Raw genomic sequence first — 16455 nt, 5'->3', positions numbered from 1 at the left:
CCTTGGGTCAACCAGAGCTTGCCGGCCCTGGAATGGACCTGTTTGTGTGGGGCCTGGCTTTTGTGGGAGCCGGGCTTGCCCGCGATGCAGACGCCTCGGTATCACAGGGGTACCGAGGTGATGCCATCGCAGGCAAGCCAGCTCCCACACAAGCCCGCTCCCACATGGGCCCGGTTTTTACAGTGGAAGCTTTGTAGGGCTTAGTGCTGCAGGATTTTCTCAAGGAAGTGCTGCGCGCGTTCGGAGCGGGCGTTGATGTCGCCGAAGAACTCTTCTTTCGGGCAGTCTTCGATGATCTTGCCGGCGTCCATGAAGATCACGCGGTCGGCCACTTTACGGGCGAAGCCCATTTCGTGGGTTACGCACATCATGGTCATGCCTTCGTGGGCCAGTTGCACCATTGCGTCGAGCACTTCGTTGACCATTTCCGGGTCGAGGGCCGAGGTCGGTTCGTCGAACAGCATGACGATCGGGTCCATGGCCAGGGCGCGGGCGATGGCCACACGTTGCTGCTGGCCGCCGGAGAGTTGGCCCGGGTGCTTGTGGGCGTGTGCCGACAGGCCCACGCGGTCGAGCAGTTGCAGGCCTTTCTTGGTGGCTTCTTCCTTGCTGCGGCCCAGCACCTTGATCTGCGCGATGGTCAGGTTCTCGGTGATGGTCAGGTGCGGGAACAGTTCGAAGTGCTGGAACACCATGCCCACGCGCGAACGCAGTTGCGGCAGGTTGGTCTTCGGGTCGGCGATGGAGGTGCCGTCCACGACGATGTCGCCCTTCTGGAACGGTTCCAGCGCGTTGACGCACTTGATCAGGGTGGATTTGCCCGAACCGGACGGCCCACACACCACGATCACTTCGCCTTTTTTAACCTCGGTGCTGCAATCGGTCAGCACCTGGAAGTCGCCATACCACTTGTTGATGTTCTTGATAGAGATCATACGGCAAACCTTTTTTGCAGACGCTTGACCAGCAGCGAGGCGGAAAAGCTGATGATGAAGTAGACGACACCGGCGAAGACCAGGAACTCGTTGGAGCGGCCGATGATGTCGCCGTTGGAGCGGGCGGAGTTGAGGAAGTCCACCAGGCCCACGGTGTAGACCAGCGAGGTGTCCTGGAACAGGATGATCGACTGTTGCAGCAGCAACGGGGTCATCTTGCGGAACGCCTGCGGCAGGATGATCAGGCGCATGGTCTGGCCGTAGGTCATGCCCATGGCCTGTGCCGCCGCCATCTGGCCCTTGGGAATCGACTGCACGCCCGCCCGTACGATTTCACAGAAGTACGCGGCTTCGAACATCATGAAGGCCACGACGCAGGAGGTGAAAGCACCGATCGGGGTGTCTTCGCCGGTGATCCAGCGCAGCACGAACGGTACCGCCAGGTAGAACCAGGTAATCACCAGCAGCAGCGGGATCGAACGGAAGTAGTTCACGTAGGCGCCGGCCACGCGGGACAGCAGCTTGCTGGACGACAGGCGCATCAGCGCCAGGATGGTGCCCAGGGCGATACCGCCGATCACACCCATGACCATCAGTTGCAGGGTCATGAGCATGCCGTTCCACAGACCCGGGATAGCGGGGATGATGCCGCTGAAATCGAAGTCCATTATTTACCCCCCACGGAGATCAGGCCGGGCACGGCGACTTTCTTCTCGACCAGGCGCATGAGCAGCATCAGGCTCATGTTCAGGGTGAAGTAGATCAGCGTGGCCAGGGTGAAGGCTTCGAACAGGTTGGCCGAGAATTCGGCAGTCTGTTTGGTTTGTGCCAGCAGTTCCATCAAGCCGATCAGGGACGCCACGGAGGAGTTCTTGAAGACGTTGAGGAATTCCGAGGTGAGCGGCGGAATGATGATCCGGTAGGCCTGGGGCAGCAGCACGTTCCAGTAGATCTGCGGCAGCTTGAAGCCCATGGCGCGGGCCGCGGATTCCTGGCCGCGTGGCAGCGCCTGGATGCCGGTGCGCACTTGCTCACACACACGGGCGGCGGTGAACAGGCCCAGGCAGACCACGACGCTCAGGTAGGCCGAGATGGTCGGGTTGAGGTCTTGTTTGTACCAGTCCTGCAGGTTTTGCGGCAGCAGGTCGGGTACCAGGAAGTACCAGATGAACAGCTGAACCAGCAGCGGCACGTTACGAAACAGTTCCACGTAGCAGGTCGCGATGCCCGATACGATGCGGTTTGGCACGGTGCGCATGACCCCCAGAATGGAGCCCAGCAGCAAGGCGATAATCCATGCCACGATAGCGATGGCAATGGTCCAGCCCAGGCCGGCGATGTACCAGTCGAGATAAGTCTCGCTGCCCACGCCGGTGGACTTGAAGAACACGCCCCAGTCCCAGTTGTAATTCATTAGGGTCTCCCCTCAAGATCGATCGATGTACAAGCACCCGCTTGGGGAAGATCCTTTCCCGCCTGGCGGTGAACGCCAGGCACACGCGATCGGCTCGAAAACCGCCAGGTCGAGTGTTCCACAGTACAGCCAGCAGGTAGTAACAGACGCCTGAGGGAGGGGTTGGCTCCCTCAGGAGATAAGCTTAGTCAGGTATCAGATTTTTACGTCTGGCGCTGGTTTGTCGCTTGGGTTCGCGATCAGATCCTTGACCTTTTCGCTCATCGGGAAGTTCAGGTTCAGGCCTTTCGGTGGGATCGGGCTTTCGAACCATTTGCTGTAGATCTTGTTGATTTCGCCGGACTTGTACAGGCCAACGATGGCGTCATCCACGGCCTTCTTGAACGCTGGGTCGTCTTTGCGAACCATGCAAGCGTAGGCTTCGAAGGACTGCGGAGTACCGGTGATGACCCAGTCGTCCGGCTTCTTGGCCTTGGCTTCTTCACCGGCCAGCAGGGCGTCGTCCATCATGAAGGCAACGGCGCGGCCGCTTTCCAGCATCTGGAAGGATTCGCCGTGGTCCTTGGCGGAGATGACGTTCATGCCCATCTGCTTGTCGGCGTTCATCGCCTTGATGATGCGCTCGGACGTGGTACCGGCGGTGGTCACGACGTTCTTGCCTTTGAGGTCAGCGAAATCGCTGTAGCTCGGCTTGCCGTCAGCGCCTTTCTTGACCAGCAGGCGAGTGCCGATTTCGAAGATGTTGATGGTGAAGTCAACTTGCTGGGCGCGCTCGGCGTTGTTGGTGGTGGAGCCGCACTCGATATCCGCGGTGCCGTTCTGGATCAGCGGGATACGGGTTTGCGAGGTGACCAGGTTGTACTTGGTCTTCAGGTCGGGCTTGTTCAGGTCTTTTTTCAGGGCTTCAACGATAGCCAGCTGAATGTCGTGGGAGTAGCCGACGGGTTTGCCCGAACCATCCGCGATGTAGGAAAACGGAATGGAGCTGTCGCGGTGAGCGAGGGTGATGGTGCCGGAGTCGTTGATTTTCTTCAGCGTGCCGGTGAGTTCTGCGGCGAAAACTGGAGTGCTGATCAGAGCAGCAGCGATAGCTGCGCCCAGGATATGGGGAACGATGCGCATCAATACTTCCTCGACATTTGTTTTTTTTATGAAGCCGGCTAAACGGCTCTCTTTGTACAGCTAATGCCCGTGACGGCTGCTGAGACGCCCCAGGCAATCGTCAAGGAGTGTAGAGCATGACTCGTGCCAGACCTGAACAAAATGATTAAACGTTTGATTTATATGGAAATTAACTTTGTGTGACGGCTGTTGGCTCAACCATGGGTCCGGCAAACCGAATGGTGTCGGATATGGCGTTCGGAAAACCGAATGCGATGTTGGCGCTTCCGTCAGGGCTGAATTGCCTGTGGAAACGCAAAAACGCCGCGCTCATCGGGATAAGCGCGGCGTTTCTGGTTTTTGTCGAACGGGCTCGCTGCTGTGAGCTGCGGCGTCAGGCCGCTTCGATCTTGCTGCGGTTCTGTTCGACCTGGGACAGGTAGCGCTGCACATTGTCCTGTTCCTGCGGCGTGGTGAACAGGCCGAGCTTGGTGCGCCGCCACAGTACGTCTTGAGGCTGGGTGGCCCACTCCTCGGCGCACAGGTAATCCACTTCGCGGGTGTACAGGCCGCCACCGAGGTGTTCACCCAGATCGGCCAGCGATTGCACGCCCTCCAGCAGACGCCAGGTGCGGCTGCCATAGGTGGTGGACCAGCGGCGTGCGATTTCGCTCGGCACCCAGTCGAATCGGCTGCGAATGGCCTCGGCCAGGACTTCCGGCGTGGTCATGTCTTCGCCACCGGGCAAGCTGACCTTGGCGGTCCAGCTCGGACGCATTTGGGTGAAGTAGGGCGCCAACTGCGTCATCGCGGATTCCGCGAGTTTGCGGTAGGTCGTCAGTTTGCCGCCGAACACCGACAGGATCGGCGCCTCGCCCTTCGCGCCGGACAGGGCCAGGGTGTAGTCACGGGTGATCGCCGACGGGTTATCGGATTCGTCGTTGCACAGCGGACGCACGCCGGAATAAGTGTGGACGATGTCGTCGCGGCTCAGTTGCTTCTTGAAGTGGGCATTGACCACCTTGAGCATGTAGTCCGTTTCGCCTTCGGTAATCGCCACGTTCGCCGGGTCCCCGGTGTATTCGCGGTCGGTGGTACCGATGATCGTCAGGTGGTTCAGGTAAGGGATAGTGAAGACAATGCGCTGGTCTTCGTTCTGCAGAATGTGTGCATGGGCGCCTTCGTACAGCTTGGGCACGATCAGGTGGCTGCCCTGGATCAGGCGGATGCCGTAGGGCGAATCCAGCTTCAGGTCATCCTTGATGAATTTGGCGACCCATGGACCGGCGGCATTCACCAGCGCTTTGGCACGGATCGAGAACAGGCTGCCGTCGGCGCGTTCCATGTTCATTTCCCACAGGCCCTTGCTGCGGTGGGCACTCACGCAGCGGGTACGGGTGTGGATATGAGCACCTTTCTCGCGGGCGGCCATGGCGTTGAGCACCACCAGGCGGGCGTCGTCGACCCAGCAGTCGGAATACTCGAAACCCTTGGTGATTTCGCTTTTCAATGGGCTGTTCGCACCGAACTTGAGGCTTTTCGAGCCTTCGAGTTTTTCGCGCTTGCCCAGGTTGTCGTACAGGAACAGGCCGGCGCGGATCATCCAGGCCGGACGCAGGTGCGGGCGATGCGGCAGCACGAAGCGCATTTGCTTGACGATATGCGGGGCCTTGGCCAGCAGCACTTCACGTTCAGCCAGGGCTTCGCGCACCAGACGGAATTCGTAATGTTCCAGGTAGCGCAGGCCGCCGTGGATCAACTTGCTGCTGGCGGAAGAGGTGTGGCTGGCCAAGTCGTCCTTTTCGCAAAGGAATACCGACAAACCGCGACCGGCTGCGTCTGCCGCAATGCCGACGCCATTGATCCCGCCGCCGATAACGGCCACGTCATAGACTTCGGCGAGCGGTGGAGCAGGCAAGGTAGAAGGGTTCATCGGCTGGCCTCGCGATTTTTCGTATTTGAATTCGAACATTGATGTTCATTTGCGAAAATGGTAGCCGATAAACGCGGGCACAGCCACTCGACTTCGATTGAAAAAACTCATCGAAAGGCCGAGAAAAGAAAATTTGTGAACATTTGCAGGAGAGGCAACCGACGGATGTGGTGAGCGGACTTGCCCCGGGGCAAGCTCGCTCACCACAGGGCTACACGACTTCCAACCGAACCTTGTGCTGGTTCAAAAGCTGAACCAGTGCCGGCACCGGCTGCTGGTCGGTCACCAGGCAGTCCACCAGGCTGATCGGCCCCAAGCGAATCATGGCATTGCGCCCGAATTTGCTGGAGTCCGCCGCCAGGATCACTTGGCGCGCGTTGGCGATGATCGCCTGGGACACCCGTACTTCCTGATAATCGAAGTCCAGCAGGCTGCCGTCTTCGTCGATGCCGCTGATGCCTACCAAGGCAAAGTCGACCTTGAACTGGTTGATGAAGTCGACACTGGCCTGGCCCACCACGCCTCCGTCACGACGCACGTTGCCGCCGGTGAGCAGCACATCGAAGTCATCCTTGGCGCTGAGCATCGCGGCGACGTTGAGGTTGTTGGTGATGATTTTAAGATGGCTGTGGTTCAGCAGCGCACGGGCGATGGATTCGGTGGTGGTGCCGATATTGATGAACAGTGAGGCGTGATCCGGGATTTGTGCGGCAATGGCTTCGCCGATGCGCTGTTTCTCGTCGCGCATCTGGTCGGCACGCATGGCGTAGGCGGTGTTTTCGACACTGGAATCATACGCGGCGCCACCGTGGTAGCGGCGCAACAAGGTGGCATCGGCCAACTGGTTGATGTCGCGGCGAATGGTTTGCGGGGTGACAACGAACAGCTGCGCCATTTCCTCGATACTGACGTAGCCGCGTTCGCGGACCAGTTCGAGGATTTGTTGCTGGCGGGGAGGCAGATTCATGGGGCGTCCTTTGGGCTGCCATACAAAAGTGGCCCATGATGACGCAGGAATCCGCTCCCTGCCAGTTACAACCCCAACCCGGTCCGGCGCTTGGCTTATTCGGCGTCTTCGTGGGGTTCCCAGTCGCGGGTGCGGCTGACCGCTTTCTGCCAACCGGCGTAGAGCTTCTCTTTGGCCGCCTCATCCAGCTGAGGTTCGAATTCGCGCTCGATCACCGCCTTGCCGCGCAGTTCTTCCAGGCTGCCCCAGAAACCACAGGCCAGGCCTGCCAGGTAGGCGGCGCCCAATGCGGTGGTTTCGCGCATTTTCGGGCGCTCGACCTGGGTGCCGAGGATGTCGGCCTGGAATTGCATCAGGAAGTTGTTGGCCACGGCACCGCCATCCACGCGCAAGGCCTTCAAGCGTTCGCCGGAGTCCTGTTGCATGGCGTCGAGGACGTCGCGAGTCTGGTAGGCAATCGACTCCAGGGCTGCACGAATAATGTGATCCACGCGTACGCCACGGGTCAGGCCGAACAGCGCGCCACGGGCGTAGGGGTCCCAGTAGGGGGCGCCCAGGCCGGTAAAGGCCGGCACCAGGTACACACCATTGCTGTCCTTGACCTTGTTGGCGAAGTATTCGGTGTCGAGGGCATCGTTGATGATCTTCAGCTCATCGCGCAGCCACTGCACGGTGGAGCCGCCGTTGAAGACGGCGCCTTCCAGGGCGTAGGCCACTTCGCCGCGTGGGCCGCAGGCAATGGTGGTGAGCATGCCGTGCTGGGATTTCACCGCCTTGTCGCCGGTGTTCATCAGCAGGAAGCAGCCGGTGCCATAGGTATTCTTGGCCTGGCCAGCTTCGACGCACATTTGGCCGAACAGGGCTGCTTGCTGGTCGCCGGCGATGCCACCGATGGCGATGCCGCTTTTGGTGCGACCGTAGATCTCCGACGATGACTTCACTTCCGGCAGCATTTCCCGAGGGATATCCAGGATCTCCAGCATCTTCGCATCCCATTCCAGGGTGTGGATGTTGAAGAGCATCGTGCGCGAGGCGTTGGTGTAGTCGGTGACGTGGGTCTTGCCGCCGGTAAATTTCCAGATCAGCCAGCTGTCGACGGTGCCGAACAGCAGCTCGCCGTTGCGTGCGCGTTCACGGCTGCCTTCGACGTTGTCGAGGATCCATTTGAGCTTGGTGCCGGAGAAATACGGGTCGGTCACAAGGCCCGTGGTCTCGCTGATGTACTGCTCGTGGCCGTCGCGCTTGAGCTGCTGGCAGATTTCGGTGCTGCGACGGCACTGCCAGACCACGGCGTTATAAATGGGGCGGCCAGTAACCTTGTCCCACACCACCGTGGTTTCGCGCTGGTTGGTGATGCCGATGGCGGCGACCTGGTCATGGTGCAGGCCGGCTTGTGCCAGGGCCTCGACCATCACTGCGCTCTGGGTGGCGAAAATTTCCATCGGATCATGTTCGACCCAACCGGCTTGCGGGTAGTGCTGGGCGAATTCACGCTGGGCAGTGCAGACCACGTTGGCGTCACGATCAAAGATGATCGCCCGGGAACTGGTGGTGCCCTGGTCAAGGGCAATGATGTAGTTCTTGTTCTGGAGGTCGGTCATGTCGATTGCCTTGGGCGAAAATAGGTAAGTCGGTCATCAGCCTGGACCGCGAGAGGGCAGTCGGAACCAGGCTGGCGCTATCAGGAGGTGCGGGTCTTGCCGTTGACAGCCGTGTCAGGTGTTTCAGCTATAGCAGGTGTGGCGCTCGGCAGATGGCGGGCAATCAGCCCACGATAAGCGGCGGCGCCCAGGCATGCGCCAACGATCGGCGCGAAAATAGGAACCAGGAAGTAAGGAATATCCCGGCCACCCGTGAATGCCATTTCACCCCAGCCAGCGAAAAAGGTCATCAGCTTGGGCCCGAAATCCCGTGCGGGGTTCATCGCAAAGCCGGTAAGCGGGCCCATGGCGCTGCCGATCACGGCGATCAGCAAGCCGATCAACAGCGGTGCCAGCGGGCCGCGTGGCAGGCCATTGTTGTCGTCGGTAAGCGCCATGATCACGCCCATCAGGATGGCGGTGATGACCATTTCCACCAGGAAAGCCTGGGCCGTGCTCAACAGAGCGTGCGGGTAGGTGGAAAAGACCGAGGCCAGCTCCAGGCTGGCCTGGGAGCCACGCACCATGTGATGGGCTTGTTCGTAATCGAAAAACAGGTTGCTGTAGAGCGTGTACACCAGCGCAGCCGAGCAGAAGGCGCCCGCGATCTGCGCAAGGATATAGAAGGGCAGTTTGCGTTTGTCGAAGTCAGCGAAAATGCACAGGGCAATACTGACGGCGGGGTTGAGATGGGCCCCGGAAATGCCGGCGCTCAGGTAGATCGCCATGCTGACGCCAACCCCCCAGATGATACTGATTTCCCACAAGCCAAAGCTGGCACCCGCGACCTTGAGCGCAGCGACACATCCGGTGCCGAAGAAGATCAGTAGCGCAGTCCCCAGGAATTCGGCCATGCATTGGCTCGAAAGCGAGGGCTGTTGAAGAGCAGTAGTCATTGAAAGCCTCAGTTGTTTTTCTTGTCTGGCGCCTGGCCGCAACGGGCCTTGCGCGCTGTACACCGTAGCCGGGATCCCCATCCCTGATACGGCGGATAGCTATGAGACCGTAGGAGTTTTCCTGCGGTATTCGTAAACGAAAAAATATAGACAAGAAAGATGGCTGTCAAAGGTCGAAAGTGAACCATTGGTCATTTTCAAACTATTGGTCTGGTGAATGATCATGCAGGTTTTTTTCCAGCATTCGCGCTTAAGGGGCCGCACTAGAGCGTTTTGCAGGGCGTTGGCCTAGAATTGGCCTTCTGTCTGTCATGCCCGGAGTGTTCATGACCCCCGCACTGGATCTGTTGAAGAAAGTTCGCGCCGAACATCGCGTCCACAGTTACGAGCACGACCCCAAGGCGGCGTCGTACGGGCTGGAGGCTGCGGAAAAATTGGGGCTCGACCCGGCGCAGGTATTCAAGACCCTGCTGGCCAGCAGTGAAAAAGGTGAGCTGCTGGTGGCGGTGGTGCCGGTCGTCGGAAGCCTCGACCTGAAAGCCTTGGCGCATGCCGCTGGCGTGAAGAAAGTCGAGATGGCCGATCCGGCGGCGGCGCAACGCTCGACCGGTTATCTGTTGGGTGGGATCAGCCCGCTGGGGCAGAAGAAGCGGCTGCGCACGTTTATCGATGTGACGGCGCAGCCTTTTGCGACGATCTTCGTCAGTGCCGGGAGAAGGGGCTTGGAAGTCGAGCTACCGGCAGCGGTGCTGGCTGAACATACCCAGGCCAAATTCGCGGAAATCGGTCGGGCGTAGGCTCGCGCCTACGTTGCCTGAAACAGCACCAGGTGTTCGGCGGCCACACGAATGCCCACGTCGGCCCCGACCGGATGGTCTGCATGGCTGGGGAAAATCGATTCCAGTTGCGCACCGGTCGGCAGTTGCAGTCGATACAGCGTCGACGCGCCCAGGAAGGTCTTGCCGACGATCCGAGCTTGCAGGGCGCTGTCCGGCGCATATTCGATGTCGTCCGGGCGCAGCAAGACATCCACGGCGCTGCCGGTTGGCCAACTGTAGGCGCGGTTGCCACGCAGGTTGCCCAGTTCGGTAGCGACCGATTCCGGCGAACTCAATTGGCCACGGATGAAATAACCCTGGCCGATAAAGCTGGCGACATAAGGCGTGTGTGGTTCGTGATAGAGGTTGTAGGGCGTATCCCACTGCTCGAGACGGCCCTCCTTGAACACACCCACCTGATCACTCACGGCGAACGCTTCTTCCTGGTCGTGGGTTACCAGGATTGCGCTGGTGCCACGCGCCTTGAGAATGTCGCGCACTTCATGGCTGAGCTTGCGCCGCAGTTCGCCATCGAGGTTGGAAAAGGGTTCATCCAGCAACAGCAGTTGTGGCTCGGGAGCCAGGGCGCGGGCGAGGGCGACGCGTTGTTGCTGACCGCCGGAAAGCTCGTGGGGGAAACGCTTGCCCAGATTCTTCAGGTTGACCAACTCCAGCAACTCGGCCACCACTCGGTCCTTTTGAGGGTGCTTGCGAATGCCGAAGGCGATGTTGTCGGCCACGCTAAGGTGAGGAAACAGCGCGTAGTCCTGAAACACCATGCCGATCCGGCGTTTCTCCGGGGCCAGGGTGAAGCCGGCGCTGGAGATCACCTCGCCTGCCAGGCTGATTTCACCTTCATGTATCGGCTCGAAACCGGCAATCGCGCGCAGTGTGGTGGTTTTGCCGCAGCCCGAGGAGCCGAGCAGGCAACCGATGTCGCCGGCATTGAGGTGCAGGCTGAGGTTCTGTACCACCCGTTGGTCTTGATAACCGCATGCCAGATTGCGCAGGTTCAGCAACAGTGGCTGGCTCATGGCTGCTGGTACGACGGTGCAACGAGGAATTCAAGCAGGGCCTTTTGTGCGTGCAGGCGGTTCTCGGCCTGGTCCCATGCGACCGAACGCGGGTCGTCCAGCAGGTCGAGGCTGATTTCTTCGCCACGGTGGGCGGGCAGGCAATGCATGAACAGTACGTCCGGCGCGGCCAGATCAAGCAGGGCACGGGTAACCTGGAACGGCGCAAACAGCGCCAGGCGCTTGGTGGTTTCGTCTTCCTGGCCCATGGAGGTCCAGACGTCGGTGCTCACCAGGTGGGCGCCGGTCACGGCTTCTCGCGGGTCGCGCACGATCGTGACGCGATCACCGGCCTGCTCCAGAAAGCGTGCATCAGGCTCATAGCCTTCAGGGCAGGCGACGCGCAGCTGGAAGTCGAACTGGATCGCCGCTTCTATATAGCTGTTGCACATGTTATTGCCGTCGCCGATCCAGGCCACGGTCTTGCCCTGGATCGAACCGCGGTGTTCGAGGAAGGTTTGCATATCGGCCAGCAACTGGCAGGGGTGAAGGTCATCGGACAGGCCGTTGATCACCGGTACCCGGGAGTTGGCGGAAAATTCGGTCACGGTGCTGTGGGCAAAGGTACGGATCATCACGGCATCGAGCATGCTCGACATGACGATGGCGCTGTCGGCGATCGGCTCGCCACGGCCCAATTGGGTGTCACGCGACGACAGGAAGATGGCCTGGCCACCCAGCTGAATCATGCCCGCTTCGAACGACACGCGGGTACGGGTCGAGGATTTCTCGAAAATCATGCCGAGCACGCGGTTTTTCAAAGGCTCGAAGAGTACGCCGCGGTTACGCAGGTCTTTAAGCTCAATGCCTCGACGGATCACACTGACCAGCTCTTGGGGTGTGCAATCCATCAGGGAGAGAAAGTGCCTTGCGCTCATCATTAACTACCTTTTTGCAACAGACCGCAGATACTCAAAGCCTTGTTTATTGTGACAACGGGCGAGACCTGCGGCGAAAGCCGCACGGGGCGACGAAATAGGGGAAGGCGCGATCTTATAATTAAATGTCGCGTCTTACCAATAGGGCTACGGTTTTTAGGGGTGTTCAAGAAGGGCGCGCGAGCGCTTTTGAAGACGATTTCCTGACAGCAGCGGGCCATTTGTACACTGGCCCCAAGGCCTTTTGCAATGCGCGAGGGCGGGCCCGAGCCAGGCTGTGTCGGTTTTGGCAGTGGGGCAATGGCTTCTGAAACATTTGCTCACGCTTACTCATGGTCCGGCCTGATGCTTGGCGATTCACGGGACTAACGTTGGTGGCGCGCCTCTCAGTCGCGGGCCATAGTTGGGCCAAAGCCTGATAAAGAGACTGGCCATGACCAAGACTCTGCACCACCGTGCCTGCCACCTGTGTGAAGCCATCTGCGGCCTGACCCTGGAAACCACCCGAGCTGATGACGGCAGCCTGGCGATCACATCGATCAAGGGTGACCCTCTGGACAGTTTCAGCCGCGGGCATATCTGCCCCAAGGCTGTGGCGTTGCAGGATATTCAGAACGACCCCGACCGCCTTCATCAACCCATGCTGCGGGTCGGCAGCGAATGGAAGCCGATCCCGTGGGATGACGCGTTTGCGTTGGTGGCCGAGCGACTGGCGGGCATCCAGGCTCGCCATGGGCAGAACGCAGTGGCGGTGTATCAGGGCAATCCCAGCGTGCATAACTATGGGCTGATGACCCACAGCAACTATTTCCTCGGCCAGTTGAAGACGCGCAACCGATTTTCCGCGACGTCGGTGGACCAGTTGCCTCATCACCTCACCAGTCATTTGATGTACGGGCATGGGTTGTTGCTGCCGATCCCGGACATCGATCACACCGACTTCATGTTGATCCTCGGTGGCAACCCGCTGGCCTCCAACGGCAGCATCATGACCGTGCCCGATGTGGAGAAGCGCCTCAAGGCCATCCAGGCCCGTGGCGGCAAAGTGGTGGTGGTCGACCCGCGGCGCAGCGAGACGGCGGCGATGGCCGACCAGCATCTGTTCGTGCGCCCGGGCGGTGATGCGGCGTTGTTGTTTGGAGTGCTCAACACGTTGTTCAGTGAAAACCTGACGCGTGACAGTCATTTGCCGGTCGAAGGCCTGGACGAGGTGCGCCGTGCAATCGCCGGGTTCAGCGCCGAGGCAATGAGCCCGCAGTGTGCGGTGCCTGCCGAACAGATCCGCCAGCTGGCGCGGGACTTTGCCGCGGCAGACAAGGCGGTGTGTTATGGACGCATGGGGGTTTCGACCCAGGCATTCGGCACGTTGTGTCACTGGCTGGTGCAATTGATCAACCTGGTGACCGGCAACCTGGACCGTGTCGGCGGCGCCTTGTGCACCACTCCGGCGGTGGACCTGGTGGCTTCTACGTCGGGCGGGCATTTCAATCGTTGGCAGAGCCGGGTTTCCGGTCGCCCTGAATACAGTGGTGAACTGCCTGTGTCCGCCTTGGCCGAAGAAATGCTCACCGCAGGCGAAGGGCAAATCCGCGCGCTCGTGACCGTGGCCGGCAACCCGGTGCTCTCGACACCCAACGGCAAGCAGTTGGAGCAGGGCCTGGAGGGCCTGGAGTTCATGGTCAGCGTCGATCTGTATATCAACGAGACCACGCGTTATGCCGACTTGATCCTGCCGTCCACCTCTGCACTGGAAAACGATCACTACGACACGACTTTCAATATGTTTGCAGTGCGCAACGTCACGCGTTTCAACCGGGCGATTCTGCCCAAGCCCGAGGGCGCGCTGCATGACTGGGAGATTTTTGTGGGCCTGGCCCGGGCGTTTGCCGCCCAGACCGGAACGACACTTAAACCGACTCTGGCGCCTGCGCAGATGATCGACTTCGGGCTGCGCGCCGGGGCCTACGGTGATGCTTCGAGCCACAAACTGTCGCTGGCAATGCTCGCGGACCACCCCCACGGCGTGGATCTGGGGCCGCTTCAGCCCAATCTCGCTGCCCGGATGAAAACCGCTGATGGCAAGGTGCAGGCGGCGCCGGCGGTGATCCTGGCCGACCTGGCACGCTTCGCCGCACAACCGGTTCCGGTGGCGGACGAACTCTTGCTGATCGGCCGTCGCCATGTACGCAGCAACAATTCCTGGATGCATAACTATCACCGGTTGGTGAAGGGCAAGCCGCGCCATCAGTTGCTGATGCATCCAGATGATTTGGCCAGCCGTGATCTGAGCGACGGGCAACGTGTGCGCGTGAGCTCGCGGATCGGGATGATCGAAGTGGAGGTGATGGCCAGCCAGGACATGATGCCCGGCGTGGTCAGTCTGCCCCATGGTTGGGGGCATGGCCGCCCCGGCGTGCAAATGAGCATCGCCAGTGGGCAGCCGGGCGCGAGCGCCAATGACCTGACCGATGAGCGACAGCTGGACGAACTGTCAGGCAATGCGGCGCTCAATGGGGTGCCGGTGCGGGTGGCGGCGGCGTGATGTCAGACTGTCGGCTTGCCTGAGCATTCTGCTGGGATTTTGCGCTACAATGCGCCACCGTGCCGACCTGTGAGTCGCAAAGTTCCAGCCGAGGTGTTCCATGGATATCATCGAAACGATCAAAGAGCAGATTGCCAACAACACCATTCTGCTTTACATGAAGGGCGCACCCAACGCGCCTCAGTGCGGTTTCTCCGCGAAGGCTTCCCAGGCCATCATGCAGTGCGGCGAAAAATTCGCCTACGTGGATATCCTGCAGAACCCTGAAATCCGCGCCAACCTGCCCAAGTACGCCAACTGGCCTACCTTCCCACAACTGTGGGTGGCCGGTGAGCTGGTCGGCGGCAGTGACATCATCGTCGAGATGGCGGCTGATGGTTCGCTGCAAGCGCTGATCAAAGAAGCGGCGGCAAACGCGGCAGCGAAGAGCAACGCCTGATTCGCGCAATAAAAAGCCCCGCTTCTCGAAAGAGAGCGGGGCTTTTTTGTACCTGCGCGCCGAGGGTTTATTCGCCCATCTGCGATTGCAGGTAGTTTTCCAGGCTGACTTTGTTGATCAGGCCCAGTTGGGTTTCCAGCCAATCGATGTGTTCTTCCTGGTCTTCCAGGATGTCTTCCAACAATTCACGGCTACCGAAGTCACCCTTGGTTTCGCAATGTGCGATGGCAGCCTTGAGGTCGCTGTGGCTCTTGTGTTCGAACTTCAGGTCGCTGCTGATCATTTCCTGGGTGTGTTCGCCGATGTTCAGCTTGCCCAGGTCCTGCACGTTCGGCAGACCTTCCAGGAACAGAATCCGCTTGATCAACGCATCTGCATCCTTCATGGCCTTGATGGATTCCTTGTATTCACGCTTGCCCAGCTTTTCCAGGCCCCAATCGTCGTACATGCGGGCATGCAGAAAGTACTGATTGATCGCGACCAGTTCATTGGCAAGGATTTTGTTGAGTTGCTGGATGACTGAGATGTCGCCTTTCATGACTGGGGTCCTGCCCTGTAATAGCTGTGTATAAGGCGGAGTTTGAGCGGCGAAAACCTTAGTGTCAAACCTAAGTTATTGAATAATAAATGAAAATTAATCGGAATAAGAATGTTTGTGTTCCGCGTCTTGACGCTAACTAATTGAATTGCAGACATAAAAAAACCGGACACTAAGTCCGGTTCTTCAAAACACGCTGATTCACGCGTGTGTAAATTCTGCTGAATAGGGGAGCGCGGCCTGAGCTGTCTGCAGCTGAGTCAGGGTTTCCCGTACCACTTGCTTGGCGAGGCAAGCACATTTGCCACATTGGCTGGCAACGCCGGTGGTTTCACGCACTTCCTTGTAGCTGCAGCAACCTTCATAGATCGCTTCGCGGATTTGTCCGTCGGTCACGCCAGTACAGAGGCACACATACATAAGGGAGAACCATCGCGGGTTTGAGGCTTCAGTGCGATGGATCTTAATGTTAACGAGAATGATTGTCAAAGTAGAATCTCGACCCTTGCACTTGCGCCCCTGGCGCGCTGACGAACGGTTTTTTCAGTGTATGATGGTCGGTCTTCACGAAGCGTGATTGCGTCACAGGGCTGTCGTTTATTTGAGGCAGGCTTGGAAGCGATCCTTTTACTTCAATCGTCACCCTCACATCAGGAGATATCCAATGAGCGTACTCGTCGGCAAACAAGCCCCGGATTTCGACGTACCCGCAGTCCTCGGCAATGGCGAAATCGTTGACAGCTTCAAACTGTCTGAAGCCATCAAAGGCAAATACGGCCTGGTGTTCTTCTACCCGCTGGACTTCACCTTCGTCTGCCCTTCGGAGCTGATCGCTCTGGACCACCGCATGGACGATTTCAAGGCGCGCAACGTCGAAGTGGTAGCGGTTTCCATCGACTCCCATTTCACCCACAACGCCTGGCGCAACACTGCCATCAATGATGGCGGCATCGGCAAAGTCAAATACACCATGGCTGCCGACCTGAAGCACGACATTGCCAAGGCCTACGACGTTGAGTCCGAAGGCGGCGTGGCTTTCCGTGGCGCGTTCCTGATCGACGACAAAGGCGTCGTTCGCTCCCAGATCGTTAACGACCTGCCGCTGGGCCGTAACATGGAAGAGCTGATCCGCCTGGTTGACGCCCTGCAATTCCACGAAGAGCACGGCGAAGTCTGCCCAGCCAACTGGAAAAAAGGCGACAAAGGCATGAACGCTTCGCCAGAAGGCGTTGCTGCTTACCTGAGCGAGAACGCTGGCAAGCTGTAAGCCAGGTTCAATGC

The 16455-nt window shown here is 59.3% G+C and carries 16 protein-coding genes; 4 read left to right on the top strand and 12 right to left on the bottom strand.

Going from position 1 to position 16455, the window contains the following annotated elements; all coding sequences use genetic code 11:
* Positions 1-200: 200 nt before the first annotated feature.
* The 8 genes from ACW9IN_RS06310 to ACW9IN_RS06275 form a co-directional block, all read right to left on the bottom strand.
* Positions 201-935, bottom strand: a complete 735-nt coding sequence (locus tag ACW9IN_RS06310) for an amino acid ABC transporter ATP-binding protein (RefSeq protein WP_457365069.1) — start codon at positions 933-935, stop codon at positions 201-203.
* Entirely contained in the window at positions 932-1603 is a 672-nt protein-coding gene (locus ACW9IN_RS06305) for an amino acid ABC transporter permease (RefSeq protein ID WP_457365068.1), read from the bottom strand. The genes ACW9IN_RS06310 and ACW9IN_RS06305 overlap by 4 nt, the downstream gene beginning before the upstream one ends.
* On the bottom strand, positions 1603-2349 hold the full coding sequence (locus ACW9IN_RS06300; RefSeq protein ID WP_457365067.1) for an amino acid ABC transporter permease: 747 nt from the start codon (positions 2347-2349) through the stop codon (positions 1603-1605). The genes ACW9IN_RS06305 and ACW9IN_RS06300 overlap by 1 nt, the downstream gene beginning before the upstream one ends.
* 195 nt (positions 2350-2544) lie before the next feature.
* Positions 2545-3471, bottom strand: a complete 927-nt coding sequence (locus ACW9IN_RS06295; protein ID WP_457365066.1) for a glutamate/aspartate ABC transporter substrate-binding protein — start codon at positions 3469-3471, stop codon at positions 2545-2547.
* Between the two features lie 373 nt (positions 3472-3844).
* Complete coding sequence (gene glpD / locus ACW9IN_RS06290; RefSeq protein WP_457365065.1) at positions 3845-5383, bottom strand: glycerol-3-phosphate dehydrogenase; 1539 nt, start codon at positions 5381-5383, stop codon at positions 3845-3847.
* 211 nt (positions 5384-5594) lie between these two features.
* The gene (locus tag ACW9IN_RS06285; protein ID WP_457365064.1) at positions 5595-6350 is read right to left on the bottom strand and encodes a DeoR/GlpR family transcriptional regulator; all 756 of its coding nucleotides are present in this window, start codon (positions 6348-6350) and stop codon (positions 5595-5597) included.
* Positions 6351-6445: 95 nt separating this feature from the next.
* Positions 6446-7951 (bottom strand): glycerol kinase GlpK, encoded by a 1506-nt coding sequence (gene glpK / locus ACW9IN_RS06280; protein ID WP_457365063.1) that lies wholly within the window; start codon positions 7949-7951, stop codon positions 6446-6448.
* An 80-nt stretch (positions 7952-8031) separates the two neighbouring features.
* A complete protein-coding gene (locus tag ACW9IN_RS06275; protein WP_457365062.1) occupies positions 8032-8886 on the bottom strand; it encodes an MIP/aquaporin family protein in 855 nt (284 codons plus the stop codon).
* A gap of 326 nt (positions 8887-9212) precedes the next feature.
* Between ACW9IN_RS06275 and ybaK the strand changes: the two genes are divergently transcribed.
* Positions 9213-9683 carry a Cys-tRNA(Pro) deacylase gene (gene ybaK, locus ACW9IN_RS06270; protein WP_457365061.1) on the top strand — a complete coding sequence of 157 codons (471 nt, stop codon included), beginning with the start codon at positions 9213-9215 and terminating at the stop codon, positions 9681-9683.
* 8 nt (positions 9684-9691) lie between these two features.
* On the opposite strand, the gene ACW9IN_RS06265 is transcribed toward ybaK, so the two are convergent.
* Together ACW9IN_RS06265 and argF are read right to left on the bottom strand one after the other, a co-directional pair.
* A complete protein-coding gene (locus ACW9IN_RS06265) occupies positions 9692-10738 on the bottom strand; it encodes an ABC transporter ATP-binding protein (RefSeq protein ID WP_457365060.1) in 1047 nt (348 codons plus the stop codon).
* The gene (argF, locus tag ACW9IN_RS06260; RefSeq protein ID WP_457365059.1) at positions 10735-11655 is read right to left on the bottom strand and encodes an ornithine carbamoyltransferase; all 921 of its coding nucleotides are present in this window, start codon (positions 11653-11655) and stop codon (positions 10735-10737) included. Before argF ends, ACW9IN_RS06265 begins: the two co-directional genes overlap by 4 nt.
* A 433-nt stretch (positions 11656-12088) precedes the next feature.
* Between argF and ACW9IN_RS06255 the strand changes: the two genes are divergently transcribed.
* Both ACW9IN_RS06255 and grxD read left to right on the top strand, forming a co-directional pair.
* The gene (locus ACW9IN_RS06255; RefSeq protein ID WP_457365058.1) at positions 12089-14197 is read left to right on the top strand and encodes a molybdopterin oxidoreductase family protein; all 2109 of its coding nucleotides are present in this window, start codon (positions 12089-12091) and stop codon (positions 14195-14197) included.
* A 100-nt stretch (positions 14198-14297) separates the two neighbouring features.
* Positions 14298-14636: a Grx4 family monothiol glutaredoxin gene (gene grxD / locus ACW9IN_RS06250; protein ID WP_457365057.1), complete on the top strand. Its 339-nt coding sequence runs from the start codon at positions 14298-14300 to the stop codon at positions 14634-14636.
* 67 nt (positions 14637-14703) lie between these two features.
* Here grxD and bfr read toward each other — a convergent pair whose 3' ends face one another.
* Positions 14704-15174, bottom strand: coding sequence for a bacterioferritin (gene bfr, locus ACW9IN_RS06245; RefSeq protein ID WP_457365056.1), 471 nt, complete (start codon positions 15172-15174; stop codon positions 14704-14706).
* A gap of 201 nt (positions 15175-15375) precedes the next feature.
* A complete protein-coding gene (locus tag ACW9IN_RS06240; protein WP_010564137.1) occupies positions 15376-15594 on the bottom strand; it encodes a bacterioferritin-associated ferredoxin in 219 nt (72 codons plus the stop codon).
* 244 nt (positions 15595-15838) lie between these two features.
* Here ACW9IN_RS06240 and ACW9IN_RS06235 point away from each other — a divergent pair, with 244 nt between their 5' ends.
* Positions 15839-16441, top strand: coding sequence for a peroxiredoxin C (locus ACW9IN_RS06235; RefSeq protein ID WP_457341699.1), 603 nt, complete (start codon positions 15839-15841; stop codon positions 16439-16441).
* Positions 16442-16455 lie beyond the last annotated feature (14 nt).

It is taken from the genome of Pseudomonas sp. SDO5271_S396 (assembly GCF_054071795.1).
This window is presented reverse-complemented; position numbering and strand designations above follow the sequence as displayed.

Coding starts and splice junctions, on each gene's coding strand:
- ACW9IN_RS06310 (WP_457365069.1), bottom strand. CDS start 935: ATGATCTCTATCAAGAACATCAACAAGTGGTATGGCGACTTCCAGGTG.
- ACW9IN_RS06305 (WP_457365068.1), bottom strand. CDS start 1,603: ATGGACTTCGATTTCAGCGGCATCATCCCCGCTATCCCGGGTCTGTGG.
- ACW9IN_RS06300 (WP_457365067.1), bottom strand. CDS start 2,349: ATGAATTACAACTGGGACTGGGGCGTGTTCTTCAAGTCCACCGGCGTG.
- ACW9IN_RS06295 (WP_457365066.1), bottom strand. CDS start 3,471: ATGCGCATCGTTCCCCATATCCTGGGCGCAGCTATCGCTGCTGCTCTG.
- glpD (WP_457365065.1), bottom strand. CDS start 5,383: ATGAACCCTTCTACCTTGCCTGCTCCACCGCTCGCCGAAGTCTATGAC.
- ACW9IN_RS06285 (WP_457365064.1), bottom strand. CDS start 6,350: ATGAATCTGCCTCCCCGCCAGCAACAAATCCTCGAACTGGTCCGCGAA.
- glpK (WP_457365063.1), bottom strand. CDS start 7,951: ATGACCGACCTCCAGAACAAGAACTACATCATTGCCCTTGACCAGGGC.
- ACW9IN_RS06275 (WP_457365062.1), bottom strand. CDS start 8,886: ATGACTACTGCTCTTCAACAGCCCTCGCTTTCGAGCCAATGCATGGCC.
- ybaK (WP_457365061.1), top strand. CDS start 9,213: ATGACCCCCGCACTGGATCTGTTGAAGAAAGTTCGCGCCGAACATCGC.
- ACW9IN_RS06265 (WP_457365060.1), bottom strand. CDS start 10,738: ATGAGCCAGCCACTGTTGCTGAACCTGCGCAATCTGGCATGCGGTTAT.
- argF (WP_457365059.1), bottom strand. CDS start 11,655: ATGAGCGCAAGGCACTTTCTCTCCCTGATGGATTGCACACCCCAAGAG.
- ACW9IN_RS06255 (WP_457365058.1), top strand. CDS start 12,089: ATGACCAAGACTCTGCACCACCGTGCCTGCCACCTGTGTGAAGCCATC.
- grxD (WP_457365057.1), top strand. CDS start 14,298: ATGGATATCATCGAAACGATCAAAGAGCAGATTGCCAACAACACCATT.
- bfr (WP_457365056.1), bottom strand. CDS start 15,174: ATGAAAGGCGACATCTCAGTCATCCAGCAACTCAACAAAATCCTTGCC.
- ACW9IN_RS06240 (WP_010564137.1), bottom strand. CDS start 15,594: ATGTATGTGTGCCTCTGTACTGGCGTGACCGACGGACAAATCCGCGAA.
- ACW9IN_RS06235 (WP_457341699.1), top strand. CDS start 15,839: ATGAGCGTACTCGTCGGCAAACAAGCCCCGGATTTCGACGTACCCGCA.